The following is a 21,816-nucleotide window of genomic DNA, read 5'->3' as shown; positions in this document are numbered from 1 at the left end:
AGTTGGAAAGGCGCAAAATTCCATAAGTCAGCGTTAGACCAATCGCCGCTAGCGCAATGATGCAACCCACGGCGATGCCATTCACAATTAATTGAGCAGTTTGTACATCCATTCACTTGACTCTCCAGTTAACTGGAGATTTCATAATAGCGATTGAAACAATAATCCTGAATTTACACTATGACACTACAACTGAAAGTTCCCAGCATGGCTTGTTCTGCCTGTGTAGACACGATTTCTAAGGCAGTTGCCACTCTTGACCCCACCGCGAAGGTAGAGGCTGATACCAAAACCAAGCTTGTAAGTGTGGAAACACAACAGCCAGCAGACAAAGTCAGGGAAGCGATCGCGAACGCTGGATATCCTGTCGCCTAGCGATAAGATTATCGCAAAGGTTAGGGGAAATTTGGATGCAGCAGTGGAGCAGAAAATTAACACTCGTCTTCGCCGCTGGCGCTTTGGGAGGACTGGCAAATAGTCTCGCTGTCTGGTTGTTTGGAGTTCTGGGCATCACTGCTGCCTTGGGGGTCAAAATTGCGCCGGATTTGACCCCAGATTGGCTGTATCCTCGCATCGTTTGGGGTAGTTTATGGGGATTTTTATTTGTCTTGCCTTTTCTACGCTACCCCTATTGGTTGCGAGGGATTGTCTATAGTCTTGCACCAACCCTGGTGCAATTACTGATTGTATTTCCGGTGAAAGCGAATCAAGGGCTGCTAGGGTTGAAACTGGGAGTTTTAACTCCACTGTTTGTATTATTTTTTAATGCCATTTGGGGCATCGCTGCGGGTTTTTGGCTTAAATTTATCGAAGAAAAGCGAATTTCAACAAATAGGTACGAATCAGGCAATAATTTTTAGCGAAAGCGAAAGTAATTTCTGTCTGCTGGAAGTTAATTTAAGTTACTAACAATTTATAACGCTCGCTCTCTTTTTCTCGCATACATCGCACTTATCAAGAAATTGAAATCAATGCCAAGAACAGTCTTTGCGGGGAGGGGCAGGGGCGGGGTTATATACTGCATCTAATAGAGAATTGCTATATTCGTCCGTATATAAAATCGACCTCGGCACTACAATCCATACAAATTCCGTAAGCAGTGTCATCAGTACCTTCTATCCATTCAAACCTTGTGCCTTTGCAGAAGGGACAGTACGCAGTGCTAGGTAAATTGCCAATGATACACTTCCATTTTGGTTCATTAAATGTTAATTCCTGCTCTAGTGAAGTTGCGGAATTAACAGGTAAACGCCATATTTTTTCTAGTAAATCATTTACCCTAGCCGCTACGTCATTGATGTCTTGGATATTTAAGTAGCCACATCGGACAGCGCGACTTATCAAGACATCGGTTTTCTCCTCAATATGAACTAAAGTGCTGTTAGGAGCGATCGCTCTACATTCCCAACCAGCAGATATGGGGACTTCTTTTTGGTATGCCAAAATTAAGCGATCGAAAACGTTGAGTTGATTTTCGGTAACAAAAGCAACCCAGCGATCGCCCCCAATTCGTTTGAAAGCTTTACCGAGATGAGCTTTTAACAAAGTATCGAATTCTAAAATATCTTTATCTACTTCTTCGTGACCTAAGTAAAGGTTACGCCGCTTCGTATCAGCCAAATCAAAAATTGCTAGATAACCAGGTAACAATGGCTCTATGCAAAGCTTTAATTCTGCAATTAGCTGGTCACGATACATAGGTGCTTTCTTCCAAACGGATGGGGGTGCTGGGGTGGCGAGAAGCGGAATTATCGCTGCATACGCGATCGCGCTTTTCAGAACCAATATGGCACACAAGATTTTTTCTCTAACCCCCTTGACTCTCCAGTTAACTAGAGAGATTAACCTAAAATCATCGAGTTAGAGAAAGTTATGGAAACACATTCTCTGAAGTTACAAGGAATGAGTTGTGCGGCTTGCGCTGGTGCGATAGAAAAAGCGATTCGCAATGTTCCAGGCGTCAGCGAGTGTAACGTTAACTTCGGCATGGAACAGGCGACTGTTAAGTACGAGCCTCAGCAAACGAGTTTAGAGGAAATTCAGCAGGCTGTCACCGACGCCGGATATACAGCCGCGCCAGTTCGAGAATTCGGAAGCAAAGAAGATGATACCGAAGCAGCCCCTCGCCGTCAGGAACGGCAAGATTTGGCGCGGAAAGTGGTATTCGGCGCAGCGATTAGTATTGTGCTGGTGGTGGGGTCAATCCCGGCAATGACTGGGTTGCACATCCCTTTAATTCCGGCATGGTTGCATAATTCTTGGGTGCAGCTAGTGTTGACAACGCCGGTTTTATTTTGGTGCGGTCAATCCTTTTTCACAGGTGCGTGGAAAGCTTTGAAGCGTCACGCGGCTGATATGAATACGCTCATTGCGCTGGGTACAGGTGCGGCGTATTTCTACTCGCTGTTTGTGACTGTATTTCCAGGATTCTTGGAGGGAATTACAGATGTCTATTACGAAACAGCGGCGGTTGTAATTACTTTAATTCTGCTAGGACGGTTTTTAGAAACTCGCGCCAAGGGACAAACGTCGGAAGCGATTCGCAAATTGATGGGTTTGCAAGCGAAAACAGCACGTTTGATCCGCAATGGACAGGAAATCGATGTTCCTGTTGAAGCTGTCCAAGTTGGCGATGTGGTTTTAGTGCGTCCTGGCGAACAAATCCCCGTGGATGGGGAAGTGGTAGAAGGTACGTCTAGTGTCGATGAAGCGATGGTGACGGGTGAAAGCTTGCCCGTGAAGAAACAGGCGGGGGATGAAGTGATTGGGGCGACGATTAATAAAACTGGCAGTTTTCAGTTTCGGGCGACGAGAGTTGGACGAGATACCGTTTTGGCCCAAATTGTCCGACTGGTGCAACAAGCGCAAGGTGCCAAAGCCCCCATTCAGCGATTGGCGGATCAAGTAACCGGGTGGTTTGTGCCAGTGGTGATTGCGATCGCGATCGCTACTTTTATTATCTGGTTCGACGTGATGGGCAATCTCACAATGGCCCTGATGACAATGGTGGGAGTGTTAATTATTGCTTGTCCCTGTGCTTTGGGTTTAGCAACGCCGACTTCTGTGATGGTGGGAACCGGAAAAGGTGCAGAAAATGGCATCTTAATTAAAGGTGCTGACAGTCTGGAAGTGGCGCATAAAATTCAAACGATTGTGTTGGATAAAACGGGGACTCTAACTCAGGGAAAACCCACCGTTACCGACTACATCACGATGGTAGGAACTGTCCACAGCAATGAGATAAAGCTATTAAAGTTAGCGGCAGCAGTTGAACGCAATTCAGAACATCCTTTGGCTGAAGCGGTTGTAAGGTATGCCCAATCTCAGGAAGTGCAGTTTCCATTGCCGGAAGCGAAAAATTTTGAAGCGATCGCGGGTAGTGGCGTTCAAGGAATTGTATCCGACCGACTGGTGCAAATCGGTACTCAGCGTTGGATGGATGAATTAGGGATTGAAACGCTACCTTTGCAAGGACAAAAAGTTGCTTGGGAATCTGCCGGAAAAACTGCCGTTTGGATTGCGGTAGATGGCGAAATGCAGGGATTAATTGGCATTGCCGATGCCCTGAAACCCTCTTCAGCAGGCGTTGTGCGATCGCTACGCCGCATGGGTTTAGAAGTGGTGATGCTAACCGGGGATAATCGCAAAACAGCAGATGCGATCGCGCAAGAAGTTGGCATCACGCGAGTGTTTGCGGAAGTCCGTCCCGACCAAAAAGCCGCTAAAGTCCAGGAACTGCAAGCCGAAGGTAAAGTGGTGGCAATGGTAGGTGATGGCATCAATGACGCCCCAGCACTGGCACAAGCAGACGTGGGAATCGCGATTGGCACTGGAACCGATGTCGCGATCGCTGCTAGCGACATCACTCTCATTTCTGGCGACTTGCAAGGTATTGTTACTGCGATTCAATTAAGTCGCGCCACGATGCAGAATATTCGCCAAAATCTCTTCTTTGCTTTTATTTACAACGTCGCTGGAATTCCAATCGCTGCTGGTATTTTATTCCCGATTTTTGGTTGGTTACTGAACCCAATGATTGCGGGGGCAGCGATGGCATTCAGTTCGGCTTCTGTTGTCAGTAACGCTTTGCGCTTGCGGAATTTTCAGCCGCGAGTAAATTTCTAACTACATAGAAAAGGAGGAAATATGGTAACTCAAAAAAAATTGTTGAGCAATCTTCTGGTTTTGTGGATTTTGCTCTCGGTTTTCTCAGGAACACCCGCAAAAGCCGCTTCAGCCCATGCACCAATGCCCACAAACCAATTTCGTCAAATTAAGCAACCTTTTGAGCTAAAACTGGGTCTTACTTTAGGCGGGTTGGCTTTAATTGGGTTAGAACTTTGGTGGTTTCTGGTGAGTAAAACTCAAGCTCAACAAGCGACAGCAAATCAAGGAATTCAGGAACTGACTATCCAAGTAGATGGCGGTTACGATCCAAATCGAGTCATCGTGAAAGCAGGGCAACCTGTGCGGCTCAATTTTTTCAGAAAAGACCCCAGTATTTGTCTGGAAAAAATCATTTTACCGGATTTTCACATTGCTAAAGATTTGGATTTGAATCGGATGACACCTGTGGAATTCACACCAAAAACCCCAGGCGAATATCCCTTTACCTGTGGGATGAATATGGCTAGAGGTGTCTTGGAAGTAAAAGCAGCCGGAACGGCAAATCAAGAGGAGTAAAATAATGAAAAATAAGTCAATGCTTTTGGGTTTGGTTGGTTTAGTGGCAGGAAGCGCGATCGCTACAGGCGCAGTCACTCATACGATGAAAATGAAGGATGGAACGATGCAAGCGACCTCTACAAACACTAGGAATGACTCCCATAAGGGGCATCACACGGCTGGAACCGACCCTCATGAGGGACATCACATGGGGCACGGATCGAAGCACGAATCGGCGCACGAATCGATGCCTGAAACTGAGGCAGCGCAGGCGAAGCTGACGATTCAAGGAACGATTACCCCAAACAAACCCGTTTCTTTAGCGATTGATATTCAAGACAAATCCGGGAAAGCGATCGTTAAGTTTGACACTTTTCAAGAAAAACTGATGCACTTGATTGTTGTCAGTGACGATCTCCAGTTTTTCAGCCATCTTCATCCCACCTACAAGCAGAATGGGCGTTTTGAAGTCGAGGCAAGTTTTCCTCAACCGGGTAATTACACTCTTTTGAATGACTACAAACCAGCCGGTCAAAAGGAACAAGTCTCGGCAGTAAAAACACAGATTCCTGGTAAAATTTTATCCGCGTCAGCAATCGATCTAAATCGGTTTAAAACTTTCGGAAATACAAAAGCGAATCTTGTATTCTCTGAGTCAACCCTCAAAGCAGGTAAAGATGTTACCTTAACGTTTGATCTGCGAGACGCTTCTAACATTCAACCCGTCAAAGACTTGCAACCGTACTTAGGAGAAAAAGGTCATTTAGTCATTCTCCGACAGTCACCAAGCTTAACAGCCGCAGATTACATTCACGCCCATGCCATGAAAGATACTCCTGAAGGTCAGGTTCTTTTCCATACCAAATTTCCCGAACCAGGAAAATATAAACTCTGGGGTCAGTTTAACCGCAACGGTAAGATTGTTACCGCTGATTTTTGGGTAGAAGTTCTCTAACACAATGAATTCAACCCCTTGAGCATACCTATAGCAATCCTAATTTCACTCGCAACACCATTCTTTCTCTCTTCTTCTCTTCTCTCTGCGCCCTCTGCGTCCTCTGCGGTTCGTTAAAAACAACAAAGATAAATTTCACATTGGATTGCTATAGCCTTGCTCAACAAACTTAGATAAACTTACCCCATCGGAAATGGCTAACTTGATGTAGACGATAAACACAATTCCTAAGCTTCTTCTCCCCAAGTTTTTAGCTGAAAATACACTAGCACCAGCGTTACTGCCAGCAGCACAGTTGCCGCCGCTGCTGCATAACCAAAATCAAATTGGGCAAACGCTTGGTCGTAAATGTAGTAAACCAGCAAATTAGTCGAGTTTAATGGCCCGCCGCCAGTAATGACGTAAACTTGCTCGAAACTCCGCAGGGTAAAAATAGCCGTAGTGACAGTGGCAAAGATGAGAGTCGGGCGCAATCCTGGCAGAGTAATGTACCAAAATTGCTGCCAGGAATTGGCACCATCCAGTTCTGCCGCTTCATAGCGACTGGAGGGAATCGCCTGTAATCCTGCCAAAAACACCACCATATTGAAACCCAGTTGCTTCCAAATGCTTAACAAAATCAGCACTGGCATCGCCCAAAACGTGCTACCCAGCCAGGAAATCGGTTCAATTCTGATAGCATTGAGAAATGCGTTAACTGGCCCTTCGGTTTGAAACAACCAGCGAAACCCCAAACCAGCTGCCACAAGACTAACGATTGAGGGGATAAAATAGGCAGTTCGCAGGATTCCTCGCAGGGCAAAGGCACGATTTAATAGCACTGCTAAACCCAAGGGAATTACCAAACTAGGAATCACCGTAGCAATGGTGAAATAAGCGGTGTTACCGAGAACTTGCCAAAAGTCAGGACTCAGCATGAGACGCCAGTAGTTTCTCAATCCCACTAAGCGCACACCCGCAGCGGTAAAGCTACCCGTAGTAAAACTGAGGTAAAACAAATAAGCGATAGGCCATAGGAGAAAAAGCCCTAATAGAATTAAGGCGGGGGTCAGAAAAATCCAGGCAGCGATCGCATCATTATCTAATAGCTGCCTACGAGAAGAGTGCGTATTTTTCATTGAGCGATTGGCTTACCGTTGAATGTTAGCGTCGTAGCGTTATTCTACCTGGCGGCACTGGTAAGATTTTGTTAATCTCCTGTCAGTCACTGATACCGTGAACATAACCGTATTCAAGCAACGCAGCCAACACCCTGGTTTCCGAATGCTTAGCGGATTGCTTGGGTTACTCGCTGTCTATGGATGTAGTTCAACCAATACACTTTCAGATTCTTCCTCTCCCAGCGCTGCTAATGCCAATTCAGGGACAGATCAATGGGTGGGACAATGGCAAGTCAACAATCCATCATCCAGTCAGGCAGTGAAATTTGTATTGACGCCAGAAGGAAAATTATTCCTCCTTCCACCGGAAACATCTTCTGAGTCTCCAGTTGCTTATGAAATCCCAGTTCAAAAGCTTTCTGACTCACCCGATTTACCTCCCAATACTAAAATCGTTGATATTCAGGAAGCCTTTAACAATCAAGCAACCAAGGCAAAACAATCTGAAGGGAAAATGTACATTGGGGCGATGAACCGTTCCCAACAAGCGTATTACTTAGAAAATAATAAATTCGGTACAACAATTGAGCAGCTAGGGATTGGGATTAAGCCAGAGACAGAGAGTTATAATTACCAAATTGTGCCTCAAGGTAATGGCACTCAGAGGGTGATGCACACTGCCAAAGCCAAGCGCCCCGAACTTAATAGCTACACGGGTGCTGTATTTGTTGTCACAAATAATGGTGAAAATATTACAAGGGCAGCAATTTGCGAAACAGATAAACCCTCATCCACGCCGCCTGCGATGCCAACGCCTCCTAAGAATATATCTGAGCAAATTCAGTGTCCTGCTGGTTCCCGTTTGATAGGACGCTAAAGAGTTTATGAAAACTAATCCAACATTCGCTAAATCTATCCCTAGCTAGGTCGATTTCTCCGCGAATCCTTATTTATGGGTTCCCCTCTTTAAGAAGGCATTTGAATTTGCCCCAAAATTCTGTAACAGCCCTTGAAAGAATGTTTATAAAATCGTATTGTTGAATAAAAGATGTTGTAATTTGAATTCTGTCGTCTACAGAAACAGATAAGCCCCCATCAATATTTATAGTACACTTTGAATGGTTGCCATATTTGCTAACTATGAAAATTGCAGGTAGACTCATAGATTTTAGTTCTGCTACTTCTCTGGTGCCCGCTACAATGCCTCGAACATCTGTTACAAATTTATCAAAATCTTCGACTGCAAACCAGAGGCGATCGCTGTAATTATATTGAAGTTTAATTGTTGGAGAAATTTTACAGTCGATTTTTGCTCTAAATGAGGGTAAGTAATTAAGCTCTGTTTCTATGGGACATATTTTGATATAAAAATTATTAGATTCTATTAATAATTCATTGTCTATTTCTAGCTCCATGACTTTCAATCCCTCCACATCTGATTCTAGCCCTAATTATATTTCTAGTTTAATTTGTCCAACGGTTCCTCCCAATCTTCTGAGCGATCGCTCTCCTTTAAAATTAGGAGTGATGGCGTCGGGAAACGGCAGTAATTTTGAGGCGGTTGCGGAAGCGATCGCTCAACAGCAACTCAATGCCGAAATAAAAGTTCTGATTTACAATAATCCGGGCGCAAAAGCCGCTACCCGTGCCGAAAATTGGGGTGTACCCACTGTTTTGCTGAATCACCGGGACTTTAACAGCCGCGAAGCGTTAGATCGAGCAATCGTGGAAACCTTGCAGCAGTATCAGGTGGAATGGGTAATTATGGCAGGTTGGATGCGCGTTGTTACCCAGGTTTTAGTGGATGCTTTCCCGGATCGAATGATTAACATTCACCCCAGCTTGTTACCGAGTTTTAAGGGAATTCGAGCGGTTGAACAAGCTCTGAATGCAGGTGTAAAAATAACTGGCTGTACCGTTCATCTAGTAAATGTAGAAGTTGATAGTGGCAAAATTTTGCTACAAGCGGCTGTCCCGATTCTGCCAGACGATACGTTAGAAACGCTACACGCCCGAATTCAAGTTCAGGAACACAAGATATTACCGCAGGCGATCGCTTTGGCAGCAGCGCGATCGCATTAACAAGATAAAAGGTATCGAAGTTTTATTTGATTTCTGAAAAAACGAACCGCAGAGGACGCAGAGAGCGCAGAGAAGAAGAAGAGAGAATTTTACAACTAATCGCAGTTTCCCTTGTCTTTCTCAACAATCGATATCCTAATTCTTAAAATTTATGCCTTTTTAGTATCCAGCTTCCAAAGGCAGCTGGATATTAAATTTGTCGTAATGTGAGCCACAATTGGCACTAGCAAATTACCCGTCTCCAAGGCGCTATAACCGAGTAGCAATCCTACAGTGGTTGCCCACGCTGCATAAGGCCATTGTTGAGGGCCACTCAGATGTAGGATGCCAAAGCAAAAACTCGATCCTACTAGCCCAACCCAGTTTAATCCCACTGCTGGCAGCATTACACCCCGAAATAGCAATTCTTCACTTAAACCGGGCAAGAGTCCTAACCAGATCAAATCAGGCCAAAATAAGGGTTTTAGCACTAATTCTAGGTAGTAGTCGGCACTGCGCTGATAACCAGGCCATAGGCGATAGATAACGCTACTGGCACCCGTAATTCCTAGCCCAATTCCGACGCCCAAAAGTGATGCTTCTAGGGTCGGGCGCACGGGCATAACGGAAAACGCGCCGAAATGTAGGGACAGCTTGGCGATGACGAGCAATACAACCGCTGTCACCCCCATCGCAATTAAAATTTGGGTGCGCGTCAGGGATTCGATTTCCGGATCGGTAGGAAGCTGTTTTGCCACTTCGGAAAGATGAAGGATGAAGGGTAAAAGTAGAGGATTGTCCGCCTTACTGAATTCTGACTAGCGAAGACAGGGTTGGACTAATGGCACCTGGACTAATGCCAGCTCGATGGGCCACCAAGACACCGAGTGCTTCTAAATATGAGTTTACCCGCAATGCTTTAATTCCCACTTGTTCTGGAGGAACTTGCATTTGAGTTTTATTTTCTTCGACGGCAATAATCTGCGATCGCGTTTGGCTTAAACTCAGGATTGCACTGCCGCCACAAGCAGTTGCGGGTACGACGACGGCATCGACTCGATCTGCCCACACATCTCCAGGTAAGGTCGTACCACTGTGGGTTTTTCCAATAAACTGGGGGGCGCGACTCAGACCAACCAGAACGCAGGGTAAAAAAGTATAGCCTAATTCCTCGGCAGCTGAGCGGGGAGACAGGTGCGGATCGAGGGGCAGGGGTAATAAAGCTGGGGCGTGGGCACAGGGGATTTGAAAGGTTCGCACGATTAGGTGGCTAATTACAGCTTCAGCACCGGCGAGGGGGTCAACTCCCTGCCCGTGTCGGTAACTTTCCAGCGCCTCGGTTTCGATGTCATCGGGGAAACGGGCAACGACTGCGATCGCTTCTGCCCTCGCCTTAGTAATCAGTACCTCTGCTGCCCGTAATAAACTATCAGGATTTCCAATCGTCCCCCAACTAGCTCCCGATGCCGCTGTCCGCAGTTCCACCCCAAGCGGGGCGTCTGTCACCACATAATCTGTGAGATTCAATCCCAGCGTGGCTCTCGTGGCATCCGCTGCCTGGAGATGCCGCAACCGCAGTTCGGGTTCAATTCCTTGGTCGAGGATTAAACCGACCCGGTTCTGATGCACGGGTCGCAGTCCCCAGCACCCAGCCGCAAATTTGTCAAGTCCGTAGCCTTCCACATAGAAAGCGTTGGGCAAATTCCAGTACAACTGGGCACCGTTGAGGACATTGGGGTGGGTAATCAGGATGTCGGAGATTTGCGCGATTGCTCTTGCCACTGGCAGCGCATCCCCCGCATATCCCCCAACTGCTGCCCCAACCCCAGTCGGGACAATTAAGACAACCGTGTAAGGACGCCGATTCACTGAGCTGAGTCGGATGCGACTGTGACGATTGCCTCAACGTGGGCTTTCTGCTGTTCGACATCTACAGAAGCGATCGCCCAGCGCAAGGGTTCTCCCCGTTTTTCCAATTCTGCCTCAATAGCAGAGTGTAACTGCACTGGCGATTCCTGAAGGTCAATTTCTGCGGTAATAAAGTGTGTCGTCATCTTAGTGGTTCTAGTACGGAATATTGAAATACCAGTTTGCCCTGTGCTGAATTAAGGCTAAATGACCGCAGGCTTTGTTTGAAAAGCCGCGAAATTACTTGTCGAGTCTGAGTAGCCCTACTTCTGGAACTGCCCGAATTGTAGCTCGTACAGTTCGTCTTCTTTCCCACTCTCAATTTTCAAATCGGAGCGGGGATAAGCTACGCAGAGTAGTACATAGCCTTGTGCCTGAAGCTCTGGACTGACGCCCATGCCATCCCCCTGTTCTACCTTGCCTTCTAGAACCTTAGCCGCACAGGTAGTACAAACTCCCGCATTGCAAGAGCTGGGCAGGTCTAACCCAGCAGCATAGGCAACCTGAAGGATCGTTTTATCCTCTGGCACTTCAAGGGTCTGAGTATTGCCTTGATCGTAAATTTCAACTTTATGTGTCTTGGACATGAGCAGCAATGGCTAGAGGGAATGCTTCCCCACGGAAACTAAACTTTCTCTATTGTTCCATGAATCAATTAGCTACTCACCCCGGTCAAACGACAATGCTAGAAATGAGAAACCCCAGCTTTGAAGGAGCTGGGGCTGAAGGAATTTTCACGTTGTCTTTGTCTTAAAACGAGTAGAAAGTAAAGGCTCCAACAATTACTGTGAAGACAACAGCACTCAAGATGTTGTTGAAGAGTCGCCCTACTTCAGGATTATCTCCCAGCGCCGCATCGTTACGACCAGCGGTAAAGAACAACGACCAAGCTTGATTAGCAGTGATGGGCGCAAAGTTGTTGAAATCAGTGTTAAAGACAGTCGGCGCAAACTGATAGCGGGCATCAAAGTCAAAGTCAGTCTTCATAACCGAACTCCTAAGTATTGGAAATAAGTGTCTGAAACTTCTCTTTCTTCAGGTTTAGCTGACACCCAATGCAGTCAGAACCAGCAGGGTGACAAACAAAGTAGCGATCGCGCCTTGAAAAGCGTAGCGACGCTGCTGCTCTGGTGAAGGGGACTCGGCAAAGTACACCGCAGGCTCAGCTGCATAGTTGTTGAGGATGCCTCTTTCGTCGGTGGTGTATCTCATGGTTGTTTGTCCTGGTTTGTTGTATTTATCCGTAAATCTTGAAATCTCGAATAACTTAGCTGACACCCAATGCAGTCAGAACCAGCAGGGTGACAAACAAAATAGCGATCGCGCCTTGGAAAGCGTAGCGACGCTGCTGCTCTGGTGAGGGGGGTTCTGCAACGTACAAATCAGGCTCGGCTGCATAGTTGTTGAGGATGCCTCTTTCGTCGGTGGTGTATCTCATGGTTGTCTTTCCTTTGTTTCTTTATGTTAAATATTGTAACAGTATGTAAATATATTGCAACAATCTAGAAACTTTTTGTTATAAGTTTTGCTTTGAGCAGTGATAGGTGCTGCTTAAGTGGGTCTATCCTTTCGATGATGCGAGTGCATTCAACAAAAAAAGCGTCTGAGTAATCTCAGACGCTCTGTGTAAATTAAATTGAAAAGCTAAATCTAGCCTTGTAATGCTTCGGCACCGCCGACAACTTCCAGAATTTCCTGGGTGATTGCCGCCTGACGCGCTTTGTTGTACTTCAGGGTAAGAGAACCAATCAGCTCCTTAGCGTTGTCGCTGGCGTTGTTCATCGCCGTCATTCGTGCTGCTAGTTCACTCGCTGCCGACTCTTGCAAAGCCCGCAGTAACTGGTTATTCAGATACAGAGGCAGGAGGGCATCGAGAATCTGTACTGGATCTTGCTCGAAGATCATGTCCCGTGGGAACTCTCGAACTTGGGTAGAGACTTTTTCCCGCGTTACCTCAAAACCACCACCGCGAGTTGTGAGGCGGAAGATTTCATCATCTCTTGCTTCTAGTCCTTGGGTTGTCAGCGGCAGCAAGGTTTGCACCACTGGGCGAGAGCTGATCAAGGAGACAAACTTGGTGTAGACCAATTCAATCCGGTCTACATTCTCTGACAAGAACAAGGAAAGCAGTTCGTCAGCGATTCTGGATGCTTCTGCTGCTGTAGGAATTTGCTCTAAGCCAGTATAAGTAGCGTCAATCGGCTGGTCGCGACGCTGGAAGTATTGGATAGCTTTGCGCCCTACCAGCACAAATTTATAGTCCCGACCTTCGGCTTGTAGTTCCTTGGCGCGGTTTTCAGCGCGACGGATGACGTTGGTGTTGTAGGCACCGCAGAGACCGCGATCGCCTGTAATAACCAAAATTCCTACAGACCGAACTTCCCGGTTTCTCAACAGAGGCAGGTTAGCTTCTTCAAACCGCAGACGGTTTTGCAGACCGTAGAGAACCTGAGCGAGGCGGTCGGCAAAGGGGCGAGTGGCAGTCACCTGTTGTTGGGCGCGGCGCACTTTGGCGGCGGCAACGAGGCGCATTGCCTCGGTGATTTTTTTGGTGTTTTTGACCGACTGAATGCGATCGCGAATAAATTTTAGATTTGCCATAGTTTTGTCCGGTGTCAGTTGTCCTTTGCGAGTGGCTAATTACGAATAGCTAATTGCGAAGCGCTACTTTTTACAATTAGCTATTCGCGCTTAGCTATTCGCTTTGGACAAGTTACGCCATCGCCATGAAGGTCTTCTTCGCTTCACCGATCGCTTCCTTGAGGATGCCTTCTGCATCTTCCGTCAGCTGCTTCTCTTTGCGGAGGATTTCCATGTACTTCGGCTTGCTGGTTTTCAGGTACTCCCGCAGCGATCGCGCAAAAGGAGCCACCTTTTCTACAGGAATATCATCCAAATAGCCATTCAAACCTGCATACACAACTGCCACTTGCTCAGCCACTGATAGCGGCGAGTATTGCGGCTGCTTCAGAAGTTCCCGCAAGCGCTGACCCCGCGCCAACTGGTCTTGGGTTGCTTTATCTAAATCTGAGGCAAACTGAGCAAAAGCTTGCAGGTCGTCAAACTGAGCCAACTCCAGCTTTAGCTTACCAGCCACCTTCTTCATCGCCTTGGTTTGAGCCGCTGAACCCACCCGCGATACGGAAATACCGGGGTTCACTGCGGGACGCAAGCCAGAGTTGAATAGGTCGGAGGTCAAGAAAATCTGACCATCGGTAATCGAAATCACGTTGGTGGGAATGTAAGCGGAAACGTCCCCAGCTTGGGTTTCGATAATTGGCAGCGCGGTCATGCTGCCTTCACCCAGTTCTGTACTCAGCTTTGCCGCACGCTCCAGCAAACGGGAGTGGAGATAGAACACATCCCCAGGATAAGCTTCCCGTCCGGGCGGACGACGCAGCAGCAGGGACATCTGGCGATAAGCTTGGGCTTGCTTGGAGAGGTCATCATAGATGATCAGCGTCGCCTTGCCCTTGTACATGAAGTATTCTGCCAAGCTAGCGCCCGTGTAGGGAGCCAGATATTGCAGGGTTGCTGGGTCGTTGGCGTTTGCTGCTACCACAATGGTGTAGTCCATTGCGCCTCGTTCCTGAAGCACGTTCACCACTTGGGCGACGGTAGAAGCTTTTTGACCGATAGCGACGTAGACGCAAATCACGTCTTCTTCTTTCTGGTTGAGGATGGTGTCAACCGCGATCGAAGTTTTTCCGGTTTGTCTGTCACCAATGATTAGCTCCCGCTGACCCCGACCAATCGGAATCATCGCGTCAATAGCGGTAATGCCGGTTTGCATCGGTTCGTAAACCGAGCGCCGAGCAATAATTCCCGGTGCGCCTGATTCAATGAGGCGGGTTTCTGTGGTGTTAAGGTCTCCCTTTCCATCAATCGGACGAGCGAGAGCATCCACAACACGACCAATCAAGGCTTCGCCCACTGGCACCTGAGCAATCTTGCCGGTGGCGCTCACAGAGCTACCTTCCTGGATGTTGCGACCATCGCTCATTAGCACCACGCCCACGTTGTCTTCTTCTAAGTTCAGGGCGATGCCAACGCTACCGTCTTCAAATTCCACCAGTTCCCCGGACATGACCTTGTCTAGGCCATAAATCCGGGCAATCCCGTCACCTACTTGCAATACGGTACCCACGTTAGAAACACTAACGTCTCGGTCGTATTGTTCAATTTGCTGCCGAATAATGCTGCTAATTTCGTCAGGTCTGATGCTGATCATGGTTACTTGTTAAAGGAGGAAAGGGTTTGTGTTAAAGGTTGAAGGTTTTAAGGAGAATCCCTTCTCGAAGGGTAGCTTAAAGGTTGAAGCTCTCTATTTTGGCGGTGGTAGGTTGAACATTAGAAGTTAAGATTTGCAAATTTCACTTGCTTAACTTGCAAACATCTGAAAAGTTTCCACCGACAAACTGCTTTCCTTTCCAACTCTCAACTTTCAACTTTAGGCGGCACTGTTCAGGCGTATGCCAATACGGCGCAGTTGTCCTCGCAAACTGGCATCCAATACCTGAGACCCCACTTTGATGATGACACCACCGATTAAATCTGGATCGAGTTTGGTATCGAGTTCTACTTGCTGGGCACCGCTAATCGCTTTTACTTTTTCACCGATGGCTTGCTGCTGAGACTCCGACAGTTCTACCGCTGAGATAACTTCTGCTAGAACAGTCTGATTCAGCTTTCGCAGAAGTGCCTGGAACTGTTTGCAAATTCCCTCTAGAAAGAGGATACGTCGCCTCTCTACCAGCAACATCAAAAAGTTGAGGATGTAGGGGTGAAGTCCATCGCCAGCAATTTGCTGCAATACCGCTTTTTTATTTTCAGCGCTTACAACTGGATTGCCCAGAAAATGCTGTAGATCCTCAGAACTTTCTAGGACTCCCAACAAAGATCGTACATCTTCGCCAAACCGCTCTGTCTGGTTCTGCGACTGAGCCAAGGACATTAATGCCTCTGCATACGGCTCTACGATTTCACCGCTAACCATACTACCTTTCATCAGCGACCTCCTACACTAGCGATGCTGCTGTCAATTAATTGTTGTTGAGCAGCATCATCCAATTGGCTTTTGAGTTGCGATTCAACGCGCTGCAACGCCATTGCAGAAACTTGCGCTCTGAGTTCAGCGATCGCTCGCTCCCTTTCGGTATTCAAATCCTCAACTGCTGTTTTTTGCAAGCGTTCGACATCCTTCGCCGCTTTTGCCAAAATGGATTCTCTCGCTGCCTTGGCACTTTCTTCAGCATCTTTGCGGATTCGTTCTGCCTCCGCTTGAGCCTGAGTTAATTTCTGCTGGGCATCAGAGAGTGCAGCTGCTGCCTCTTTCTGGCGCTGCTCTGCTTCTCTAATTGCCGTTTCAATCCTTGAACGACGCTCGCTTAGGATATTTCCTAATAAGTTACGTCCAAAGTAAAACAGTACACCAATAAGAATTGCCAGGTTAATTAGATTGGCTTCAAAAATGTCCGGATTTAAACCGAAACCACCATGCCCCTCTGCCTCTGCTAATTCAGCGCCAGCTGAGTGAGCCACCTCGGCTAATAAGAAAAAAGTCCCCATGATACCCATCCCATTGAAGTATGAAGTTGGTCATTCGTCATCAGTCATTGGCTTTGGTCTAATGACTAATGACTAATGACTAATGACAGCTTTTCCTTCAAGCTCTCTATCTATTGACCAGCTGCTGTCCCAATATTTTTTCCAGAATTTGGCGACTCAGTTCGTCCACCTGAGCTTCTAGAGATTGCAAGGCTTCTTGCTTTTGCTGTCCAATCTCTAGAGACGCCTGTTCTCGTTTTGCAACAGCTTCCTGCTGTGCCTCAGCTATTTTTTGAGCGCCTATTTTCTGGGCATCGGCTTGAGCATTTGCAATCAGCGCTTGAGACTGCCTGCGGGTATCCGCTAGCTGTTGCTCATATTGCTTTGCTAACTGCTCAGCTTTTGCCAAGCGTTCTCGCGCACCCATTTCATTCGATCTGATGTAATCGTCGCGCTCGTCTAGCACTTTAGTCAGTGGCTTATAGAAAACCACATTTAATACCGCTGCCAATAGCAGAAACTGCACTGCCATCAAGGGCAAGGTAGCGTCGAAATCAAACATTTCTTCCCTCTTTATGCTTGAACAGCAGTTTTAATGGCAAGCAAAATTATCTCACTTGTCATATTCTCTATACCCTCTAGGCAAGGGGTTCAACTTACATCAACAGGACTGGAAACTAAAAACTTTGTTTTAGTAGAGACGTGCTTTACCACGTCTCTACTAAGAACAAAAAATGTTAAGCGAAGGGGTTAGCAAACAACAGCACTAGGGCAATCACCAGACCATAAATGGTAAGGGATTCCATGAAAGCCAGGGTTAACAGCAATGTGCCGCGAATTTTACCTTCTGCTTCTGGCTGACGAGCAATACCTTCGACTGCTTGACCAGCAGCATTTCCTTGACCGATACCAGGGCCAATTGCAGCTAAACCAATTGCGAGAGCAGCAGCCAGAACTGAAGCAGCAGAAACCAATGGATCCATGATTATTTCCTTACCTTGAAGTACAGAACAAACAACAGAGAGTTTCGAGTAGAGACACGGCACTGCCGTGCCCTTACAAGTGTTGAGTTTTGAGTCAAGATTTTTAATCTTAAATCTCAAATCTCAAATTCTATCAACTGAGGGCATCCCGAAGGCGATATGGAGAAGGAAGGATGATTTTATTCATCTTATATCCTTCTTCCTACCCTAAAAAAGGTTAATGCTCCTCATGCCCTTCATCACCATGCCCCTCCATCGCTTCATGAATGTATGCAGCTGCTAAGGTGGCAAACACTAAAGCTTGAATGGCACTGGTAAATAGCCCCAACGCCATAACTGGCAGAGGAATAAACAGGGGAACCAGTAGCACTAATACTGCTACTACCAGTTCATCCGCCAGAATGTTGCCAAATAAACGGAAGCTGAGGGAAAGGGGCTTTGTGAAATCCTCTAAAATGGCAATGGGTAATAGGATCGGTGTCGGCTCAATATACTTTTTAAAGTACCCTAAACCCCGCTTGCTAAAACCTGCGTAAAAATACGCTAAAGAAGTTAGCAATGCCAGTGCCACTGTGGTATTGATGTCATTAGTGGGAGCTGCTAGTTCTCCTTCTGGAAGGTGAATTAGCTTCCAGGGAACTAATGCGCCAGACCAGTTTGAGACAAAGATAAACAGAAACAGCGTGCCAATAAATGGCACCCACGGACGGTATTCTTTCTCGCCAAGCTGGTTTCTAGCCAGATCTCGAATGAATTCTAGAGCATATTCCATGAAGTTTTGGATACCTTTAGGAATTCTCTGAATATTCCGAGTTGCAGCTAACGAGGCAAGCAGAAGAATACCAATAACAACCCAGGAAGTTAGAAAAACTTGCCCGTGAATCTTAAGATTTCCCACTTGCCAATAAAGGTGATGACCAACTTCTAGTTTGGCGAGAGGGAATGAATTAAAGGCGGAAAGAATACTTAGCATTTCCATTCAATGAGGGTTCTCCAGGGATTAAAGAGTGGAGAATTCTAACACTGTCCAACCTATCGAGCGTCCGGGGGAAACAAAGTCCGAAGCATATAGACGATGAGGGAGGCTTTATAAGTCAGAAATCCCAAAAAAACGGGCAGAATCTGTAGCTTATTCACTTGGGTTGCGATTATAATCAACCCAATAAACAGAGCAAACCGAGTCTTACTCAGACGCTGTTTCTCTGCGCCAAGTCGCTCAACGTCTTTAGCCAACATCCTCAAGTAAACCACACATGTGCACGCCCCTATCAAGTAATTCAGGGCAATGTTGAGAGAGTAAAAAATCCAGACGGAGATAAAAATAATCCCGCTCAAAGCAAGTGTAGTCAGCAACAACTCTTGTTGAAGTTGGTAGTACTCTTGCATGGAGCCATCTGGTTCTGATACAGGCGAACCAGTTTGTGGTAACTCCTCGGTGGTCGGCGTGGTTGTTTGAGATTCGTTTGACAAGTTCACAACTGATGTGTTTCAGCTTGTGCTATTTGGTCTGACTACTACAGGTCAGAACCAAACATTTTGAATATACCATGCAGAGGTAACATTACTTAAAAAAGAATTAAGCCGATGTCAGCAAATTAAAAGGTTCTCTCTGGTAGCGATCGCATTCATGCTCATGAGTTCTCATCCAAGAAGCATTTTTCGCATTCATGCTCATGGGTTCTTATTGAAAAAGCATTTTAGGCATCAGCGTGGGTATCGCCCCGCCCCTTGTTGTAGCAGCTTGCGGCGATTTTCCCTAGCTTTTTATTCAGCTTCCCCAATCAACGTGTATGCAGCCCAAGCACTGGGTTGGTCAGGATATTGTTTCATCGTCGTCAGCATCGCCCTTCGCAAAGCTTGCGCTTTATCCGGGTTTTGTTGCAAATTTCGATAAAATTCACTCATCAACAAGGCAGAAGAATTATCCGGGATTGCCCACAAAGTGACGATAACACTGGGAACACCGGCAGTAATTAAAGAGCGAGACAGTCCAATCACACCATCGCCGGTGAGTATACCTTGCCCAGTGTCGCAAGCACTCAAGACAACTAACTCGGCATTGAGCTTGAGATTCAGGATTTCGGTGGCAGTAAGTAACCCATCATCTTTACCCGAAGGAGCCAGGGCGATCGCTCCCGGTACTCCGCTACGCTGAAAATCATCCAGCAATCCGTGAGTTGCCAGATGAATCATTTTTGCTGTGGGTAGCTTCTGAACAACTGCGGATTCAGTGGCTTGTTTCCCAGTTAGAGCTTTCGTGTTCAGGAGACGAGCAATCTCAATCGCTTCCTTCTCGGCACCCGGTAGGGGAGAAAGCGGTTGAGCCTTTTCTCCAATTTTTGGGGCAAGGCTAGGCATCGTGGGATTGCCAACCACTAGAACATCTTTCGCGGACACTGGAACCCGTTGGCGTTGCTGACGGGTTAATGCCAGTACCTGAATTGAGGGAGCCGTGAGGATAGTGTGTTGTTCGATGAGGTATTTATTGCTGGTATCTTGGAGGGCAGCAAAGGGAACCAAGAACAGGGATTCTTGAGGAATAAAGATAAGGCGGGCATTGGGGTCAGCAGGCAGGAAGTCGGCAATGGGTTTAATTAGTAGTTGATGGAGTTGCTGTAATCGATTAGTTTGGCTAGTTTCATCCAATCTAGTGATGATGCTCAAGCCGCGACCTCTGACACCCATCGATTCGCGGCTGTTGATAACAAGTTTTTCAAGGCTTGTATTTTGCTGCTGCCACAGGGGTTTAAGGTCAACACGACGAAAAGCTACTTTGCCTGAGGGTGGGATTACCCAAATATAGAGTTCTGATTCGCGAGCTTCTTGTTTACCTTGAATCTTGAAGTCGTCATAAATAATCGAATATTCAACCAGGGTGGCATTTTGTTGTTTGGCGATTTGTTGAATTTGCTGGGTGTTGGGTGGATTGGTAGAGATATTCGCCTGAGTAGAGGAAGGTGATGAGAAGCGTGTCGCCAGTAGCTCCACAAATGCCCTGGCACGACCGCTTTCCGCAACTTCTAGAGCCTCTGTGGGTTGATTTTGGGCAATCAGGACTTGTTGCAGCAGACGATAGGTGCGAGCTTGCTGCTCAAAAATTGACACTTTGTAGGCATCATTGCCACCCAATCGTTCCCGTAGAGATTTGTATACCTCAATTCCAGCGCGGAGGGTTTTTTCGGCTTGAGAGAGATTGCCAGATTCCTGAAAAGCCAGTCCCAGATTGGCTAGAGATTGCCCCTCACCCAAACGATCTTTAATTTCCCGTGCAATGGCTAAACGCTGCTGGTGGTAATCAATCGCCTTGGCGTATTCTCCTAGGTTTTTGTAGGCAATTCCCAGATTGTCTAGGGATTGCCCCTCGCCTTGGCGGTCTTTGATTTCTCGTGCGATGGCTAAATGCTGCTGGTGGTAATCAATTGCCTTGGCGTATTCTCCTAAAGAATTGTAAGCCAGTCCCAAATTACCCAGCGCACTTCCCTCCCCCAAACGGTGTTTAATTTCCCGCGCAATAGCTAAATGCTGCTGGTAATAGTCAATCGCTTTGGCGTAATCTCCTAGGGAAGAGTAAGCATTTCCTAGACTGCCTAGAGATGCCCCCTCCCCCAAACGGTTTTTAATTTCCCGTGCGATGGCTAAATGCTGCTGCTGGTAATCAATCGCTTTGGCGTAATCTCCCAGATAAAAGTAAGCATTTCCCAAATTGGCTAAGGATGCCCCCTCCCCCAAACGGTCTTTGATTTCCCGCTTAATTGCCAAACTCTGCTGGTAGTAATCAATCGCCTTGGCGTAATCTCCTAGATTTTTGTAGGTAACTCCCAGATTGCCCAGCGCACCTCCCTCCCCCAAACGGTCTTTAATTTCTCGCGTGATGGCTAAATACTGCTGGTGGTACTCAATCGCCTTAGCGTAATCTCCCAAAGAATCGTAAGCATTTCCCAAATTGCCTAGGGATTTCCCCTCCCCCAAACGGTCTTTAATTTCCCGCATGATCGCTAAACTCTGCTGGTGGTAATCAATCGCTTTGGCGTAATCTCCTAGGTAACGGTAAGCATTTCCCAAATTGCCTAGGGATTGTCCCTCCCCCAAACGGTTTTTAATTTCCCGATAGAGACTGAGTGCTTGTTGCCAAGACTGTAATGCCGCCTCAAATTGACTGGTCTGAGCCTGCTGAATACCTTGCACAAGTAGTTGGTCTGCTTCGGCTTTCCGAGCATCTGGGGTTTGCGCTAACGCCTGTGTTGTGGGAAATAGCGCTGGAAAATTAGGCGGGAACGGCGTTGCAGCAGATGTCAAAAGAGCGATCGCGCTGAGGAGTCTGATTTGGAAACGCACAGTTATTAGGGGAGAAGGTGCAAGGATGCGATCGCTGTTTTAACCTACGACAATTAGGCGCGTCTAGTTATCGGTTGATGCGAGAGTATCGTCATCAGAATCAAGAATGCGATCGCAGCAGCAACAGAGGCTATCTGATTGTTTTCGGGTTATTCAGCTTCCCCAATCAACGTGTATGCAGCCCAAGCACTGGGTTGGTCAGGATATTGTTTCATCGTCGTCAGCATCGCCCTTCGCAAAGCTTGCGCTTTATCCGGGTTTT

26 protein-coding genes and 1 pseudogene are annotated in these 21,816 nt (G+C 46.9%); 7 read left to right on the top strand and 20 right to left on the bottom strand.

The annotated features are described in order from the left end of the window. Window positions 1–112: pseudogene (locus NDA06_RS21805) on the bottom strand (branched-chain amino acid ABC transporter permease); the annotation flags it as partial. A 68-nt stretch (window positions 113–180) separates the two neighbouring features. Between NDA06_RS21805 and NDA06_RS21800 the strand changes: the two are divergent. Beyond that, window positions 181–375 (top strand): heavy-metal-associated domain-containing protein, encoded by a 195-nt coding sequence (locus NDA06_RS21800; protein ID WP_190411224.1) that lies wholly within the window; start codon window positions 181–183, stop codon window positions 373–375. Between the two features lie 35 nt (window positions 376–410). After that, on the top strand, window positions 411–860 hold the full coding sequence (locus NDA06_RS21795) for a hypothetical protein (protein ID WP_190986931.1): 450 nt from the start codon (window positions 411–413) through the stop codon (window positions 858–860). Window positions 861–1,038: 178 nt separating this feature from the next. Here the strand turns inward: NDA06_RS21795 and NDA06_RS21790 are convergent, their stop codons facing one another. Next, window positions 1,039–1,785 (bottom strand): hypothetical protein, encoded by a 747-nt coding sequence (locus NDA06_RS21790; RefSeq protein WP_190986932.1) that lies wholly within the window; start codon window positions 1,783–1,785, stop codon window positions 1,039–1,041. Between the two features lie 87 nt (window positions 1,786–1,872). On the opposite strand from NDA06_RS21790, the gene NDA06_RS21785 reads away from it, so the two are divergent. From NDA06_RS21785 to NDA06_RS21775, 3 genes are read left to right on the top strand one after another with little or no spacing between them, the layout of a single operon-like run. After that, window positions 1,873–4,125: a heavy metal translocating P-type ATPase gene (locus NDA06_RS21785; RefSeq protein WP_190986933.1), complete on the top strand. Its 2,253-nt coding sequence runs from the start codon at window positions 1,873–1,875 to the stop codon at window positions 4,123–4,125. Window positions 4,126–4,146: 21 nt separating this feature from the next. Then, window positions 4,147–4,683 carry a cupredoxin domain-containing protein gene (locus NDA06_RS21780; protein WP_190986934.1) on the top strand — a complete coding sequence of 179 codons (537 nt, stop codon included), beginning with the start codon at window positions 4,147–4,149 and terminating at the stop codon, window positions 4,681–4,683. Window positions 4,684–4,687: 4 nt separating this feature from the next. Beyond that, on the top strand, window positions 4,688–5,620 hold the full coding sequence (locus NDA06_RS21775) for a hypothetical protein (RefSeq protein ID WP_190986935.1): 933 nt from the start codon (window positions 4,688–4,690) through the stop codon (window positions 5,618–5,620). A gap of 227 nt (window positions 5,621–5,847) precedes the next feature. Here NDA06_RS21775 and NDA06_RS21770 read toward each other — a convergent pair whose 3' ends face one another. Further along, entirely contained in the window at window positions 5,848–6,738 is an 891-nt protein-coding gene (locus NDA06_RS21770) for a sugar ABC transporter permease (RefSeq protein ID WP_190986936.1), read from the bottom strand. A gap of 97 nt (window positions 6,739–6,835) precedes the next feature. On the opposite strand from NDA06_RS21770, the gene NDA06_RS21765 reads away from it, so the two are divergent. After that, the gene (locus NDA06_RS21765) at window positions 6,836–7,597 is read left to right on the top strand and encodes a type IV pilin-like G/H family protein (protein ID WP_190986937.1); all 762 of its coding nucleotides are present in this window, start codon (window positions 6,836–6,838) and stop codon (window positions 7,595–7,597) included. 73 nt (window positions 7,598–7,670) lie between these two features. Here NDA06_RS21765 and NDA06_RS21760 read toward each other — a convergent pair whose 3' ends face one another. Then, a complete protein-coding gene (locus tag NDA06_RS21760; RefSeq protein WP_190986938.1) occupies window positions 7,671–8,135 on the bottom strand; it encodes a hypothetical protein in 465 nt (154 codons plus the stop codon). Between NDA06_RS21760 and purN the strand changes: the two genes are divergently transcribed. After that, window positions 8,134–8,802 (top strand): phosphoribosylglycinamide formyltransferase, encoded by a 669-nt coding sequence (gene purN, locus NDA06_RS21755; protein ID WP_190986939.1) that lies wholly within the window; start codon window positions 8,134–8,136, stop codon window positions 8,800–8,802. The two genes, NDA06_RS21760 and purN, sit on opposite strands and share 2 nt — an antisense overlap. A 149-nt stretch (window positions 8,803–8,951) precedes the next feature. Here the strand turns inward: purN and NDA06_RS21750 are convergent, their stop codons facing one another. From NDA06_RS21750 to NDA06_RS21675, 16 genes are all read right to left on the bottom strand, one after another. Further along, entirely contained in the window at window positions 8,952–9,539 is a 588-nt protein-coding gene (locus NDA06_RS21750) for a CPBP family glutamic-type intramembrane protease (RefSeq protein WP_190986940.1), read from the bottom strand. Between the two features lie 46 nt (window positions 9,540–9,585). Then, window positions 9,586–10,650 carry a DUF3326 domain-containing protein gene (locus tag NDA06_RS21745; RefSeq protein ID WP_190411213.1) on the bottom strand — a complete coding sequence of 355 codons (1,065 nt, stop codon included), beginning with the start codon at window positions 10,648–10,650 and terminating at the stop codon, window positions 9,586–9,588. Beyond that, window positions 10,647–10,835, bottom strand: coding sequence for a hypothetical protein (locus tag NDA06_RS21740; protein ID WP_190439363.1), 189 nt, complete (start codon window positions 10,833–10,835; stop codon window positions 10,647–10,649). The genes NDA06_RS21745 and NDA06_RS21740 overlap by 4 nt, the downstream gene beginning before the upstream one ends. Before the next feature lie 117 nt (window positions 10,836–10,952). Further along, a complete protein-coding gene (locus tag NDA06_RS21735; RefSeq protein ID WP_190439361.1) occupies window positions 10,953–11,276 on the bottom strand; it encodes a 2Fe-2S iron-sulfur cluster-binding protein in 324 nt (107 codons plus the stop codon). A 163-nt stretch (window positions 11,277–11,439) separates the two neighbouring features. Beyond that, window positions 11,440–11,676, bottom strand: a complete 237-nt coding sequence (locus NDA06_RS21730) for a hypothetical protein (RefSeq protein WP_190411210.1) — start codon at window positions 11,674–11,676, stop codon at window positions 11,440–11,442. Window positions 11,677–11,730: 54 nt separating this feature from the next. After that, the gene (locus tag NDA06_RS21725) at window positions 11,731–11,901 is read right to left on the bottom strand and encodes a ssl1498 family light-harvesting-like protein (RefSeq protein ID WP_190411208.1); all 171 of its coding nucleotides are present in this window, start codon (window positions 11,899–11,901) and stop codon (window positions 11,731–11,733) included. Window positions 11,902–11,956: 55 nt separating this feature from the next. Continuing rightward, window positions 11,957–12,127 (bottom strand): ssl1498 family light-harvesting-like protein, encoded by a 171-nt coding sequence (locus NDA06_RS21720; protein ID WP_190987073.1) that lies wholly within the window; start codon window positions 12,125–12,127, stop codon window positions 11,957–11,959. Between the two features lie 212 nt (window positions 12,128–12,339). Continuing rightward, window positions 12,340–13,290: a F0F1 ATP synthase subunit gamma gene (locus tag NDA06_RS21715; RefSeq protein WP_190411207.1), complete on the bottom strand. Its 951-nt coding sequence runs from the start codon at window positions 13,288–13,290 to the stop codon at window positions 12,340–12,342. A gap of 112 nt (window positions 13,291–13,402) precedes the next feature. Further along, complete coding sequence (atpA, locus tag NDA06_RS21710; RefSeq protein ID WP_190426132.1) at window positions 13,403–14,920, bottom strand: F0F1 ATP synthase subunit alpha; 1,518 nt, start codon at window positions 14,918–14,920, stop codon at window positions 13,403–13,405. 219 nt (window positions 14,921–15,139) lie between these two features. Beyond that, on the bottom strand, window positions 15,140–15,697 hold the full coding sequence (gene atpH, locus NDA06_RS21705; protein ID WP_190411205.1) for an ATP synthase F1 subunit delta: 558 nt from the start codon (window positions 15,695–15,697) through the stop codon (window positions 15,140–15,142). Next, window positions 15,697–16,266 (bottom strand): F0F1 ATP synthase subunit B, encoded by a 570-nt coding sequence (locus NDA06_RS21700; RefSeq protein ID WP_190987072.1) that lies wholly within the window; start codon window positions 16,264–16,266, stop codon window positions 15,697–15,699. Before NDA06_RS21700 ends, atpH begins: the two co-directional genes overlap by 1 nt. A 97-nt stretch (window positions 16,267–16,363) precedes the next feature. Then, on the bottom strand, window positions 16,364–16,798 hold the full coding sequence (locus NDA06_RS21695; protein ID WP_190987071.1) for a F0F1 ATP synthase subunit B': 435 nt from the start codon (window positions 16,796–16,798) through the stop codon (window positions 16,364–16,366). 175 nt (window positions 16,799–16,973) lie between these two features. Beyond that, on the bottom strand, window positions 16,974–17,219 hold the full coding sequence (gene atpE, locus NDA06_RS21690) for an ATP synthase F0 subunit C (protein WP_015112744.1): 246 nt from the start codon (window positions 17,217–17,219) through the stop codon (window positions 16,974–16,976). A gap of 217 nt (window positions 17,220–17,436) precedes the next feature. Then, a complete protein-coding gene (gene atpB, locus NDA06_RS21685) occupies window positions 17,437–18,198 on the bottom strand; it encodes a F0F1 ATP synthase subunit A (RefSeq protein WP_190411202.1) in 762 nt (253 codons plus the stop codon). Window positions 18,199–18,251: 53 nt separating this feature from the next. Beyond that, a complete protein-coding gene (locus NDA06_RS21680) occupies window positions 18,252–18,695 on the bottom strand; it encodes an ATP synthase subunit I (RefSeq protein ID WP_190411201.1) in 444 nt (147 codons plus the stop codon). A 288-nt stretch (window positions 18,696–18,983) separates the two neighbouring features. Then, window positions 18,984–21,554 carry a tetratricopeptide repeat protein gene (locus tag NDA06_RS21675; protein WP_348251849.1) on the bottom strand — a complete coding sequence of 857 codons (2,571 nt, stop codon included), beginning with the start codon at window positions 21,552–21,554 and terminating at the stop codon, window positions 18,984–18,986. Window positions 21,555–21,816 lie beyond the last annotated feature (262 nt).

It is taken from the genome of Trichocoleus sp. ST-U1, assembly GCF_039961835.1.
In the GTDB taxonomy this organism is placed as follows: Bacteria; Cyanobacteriota; Cyanobacteriia; order Cyanobacteriales; family FACHB-T130; genus FACHB-T130.
Note: the sequence above shows the minus strand (reverse complement) of the source record. Positions and strands in the feature narration are given on the sequence as shown.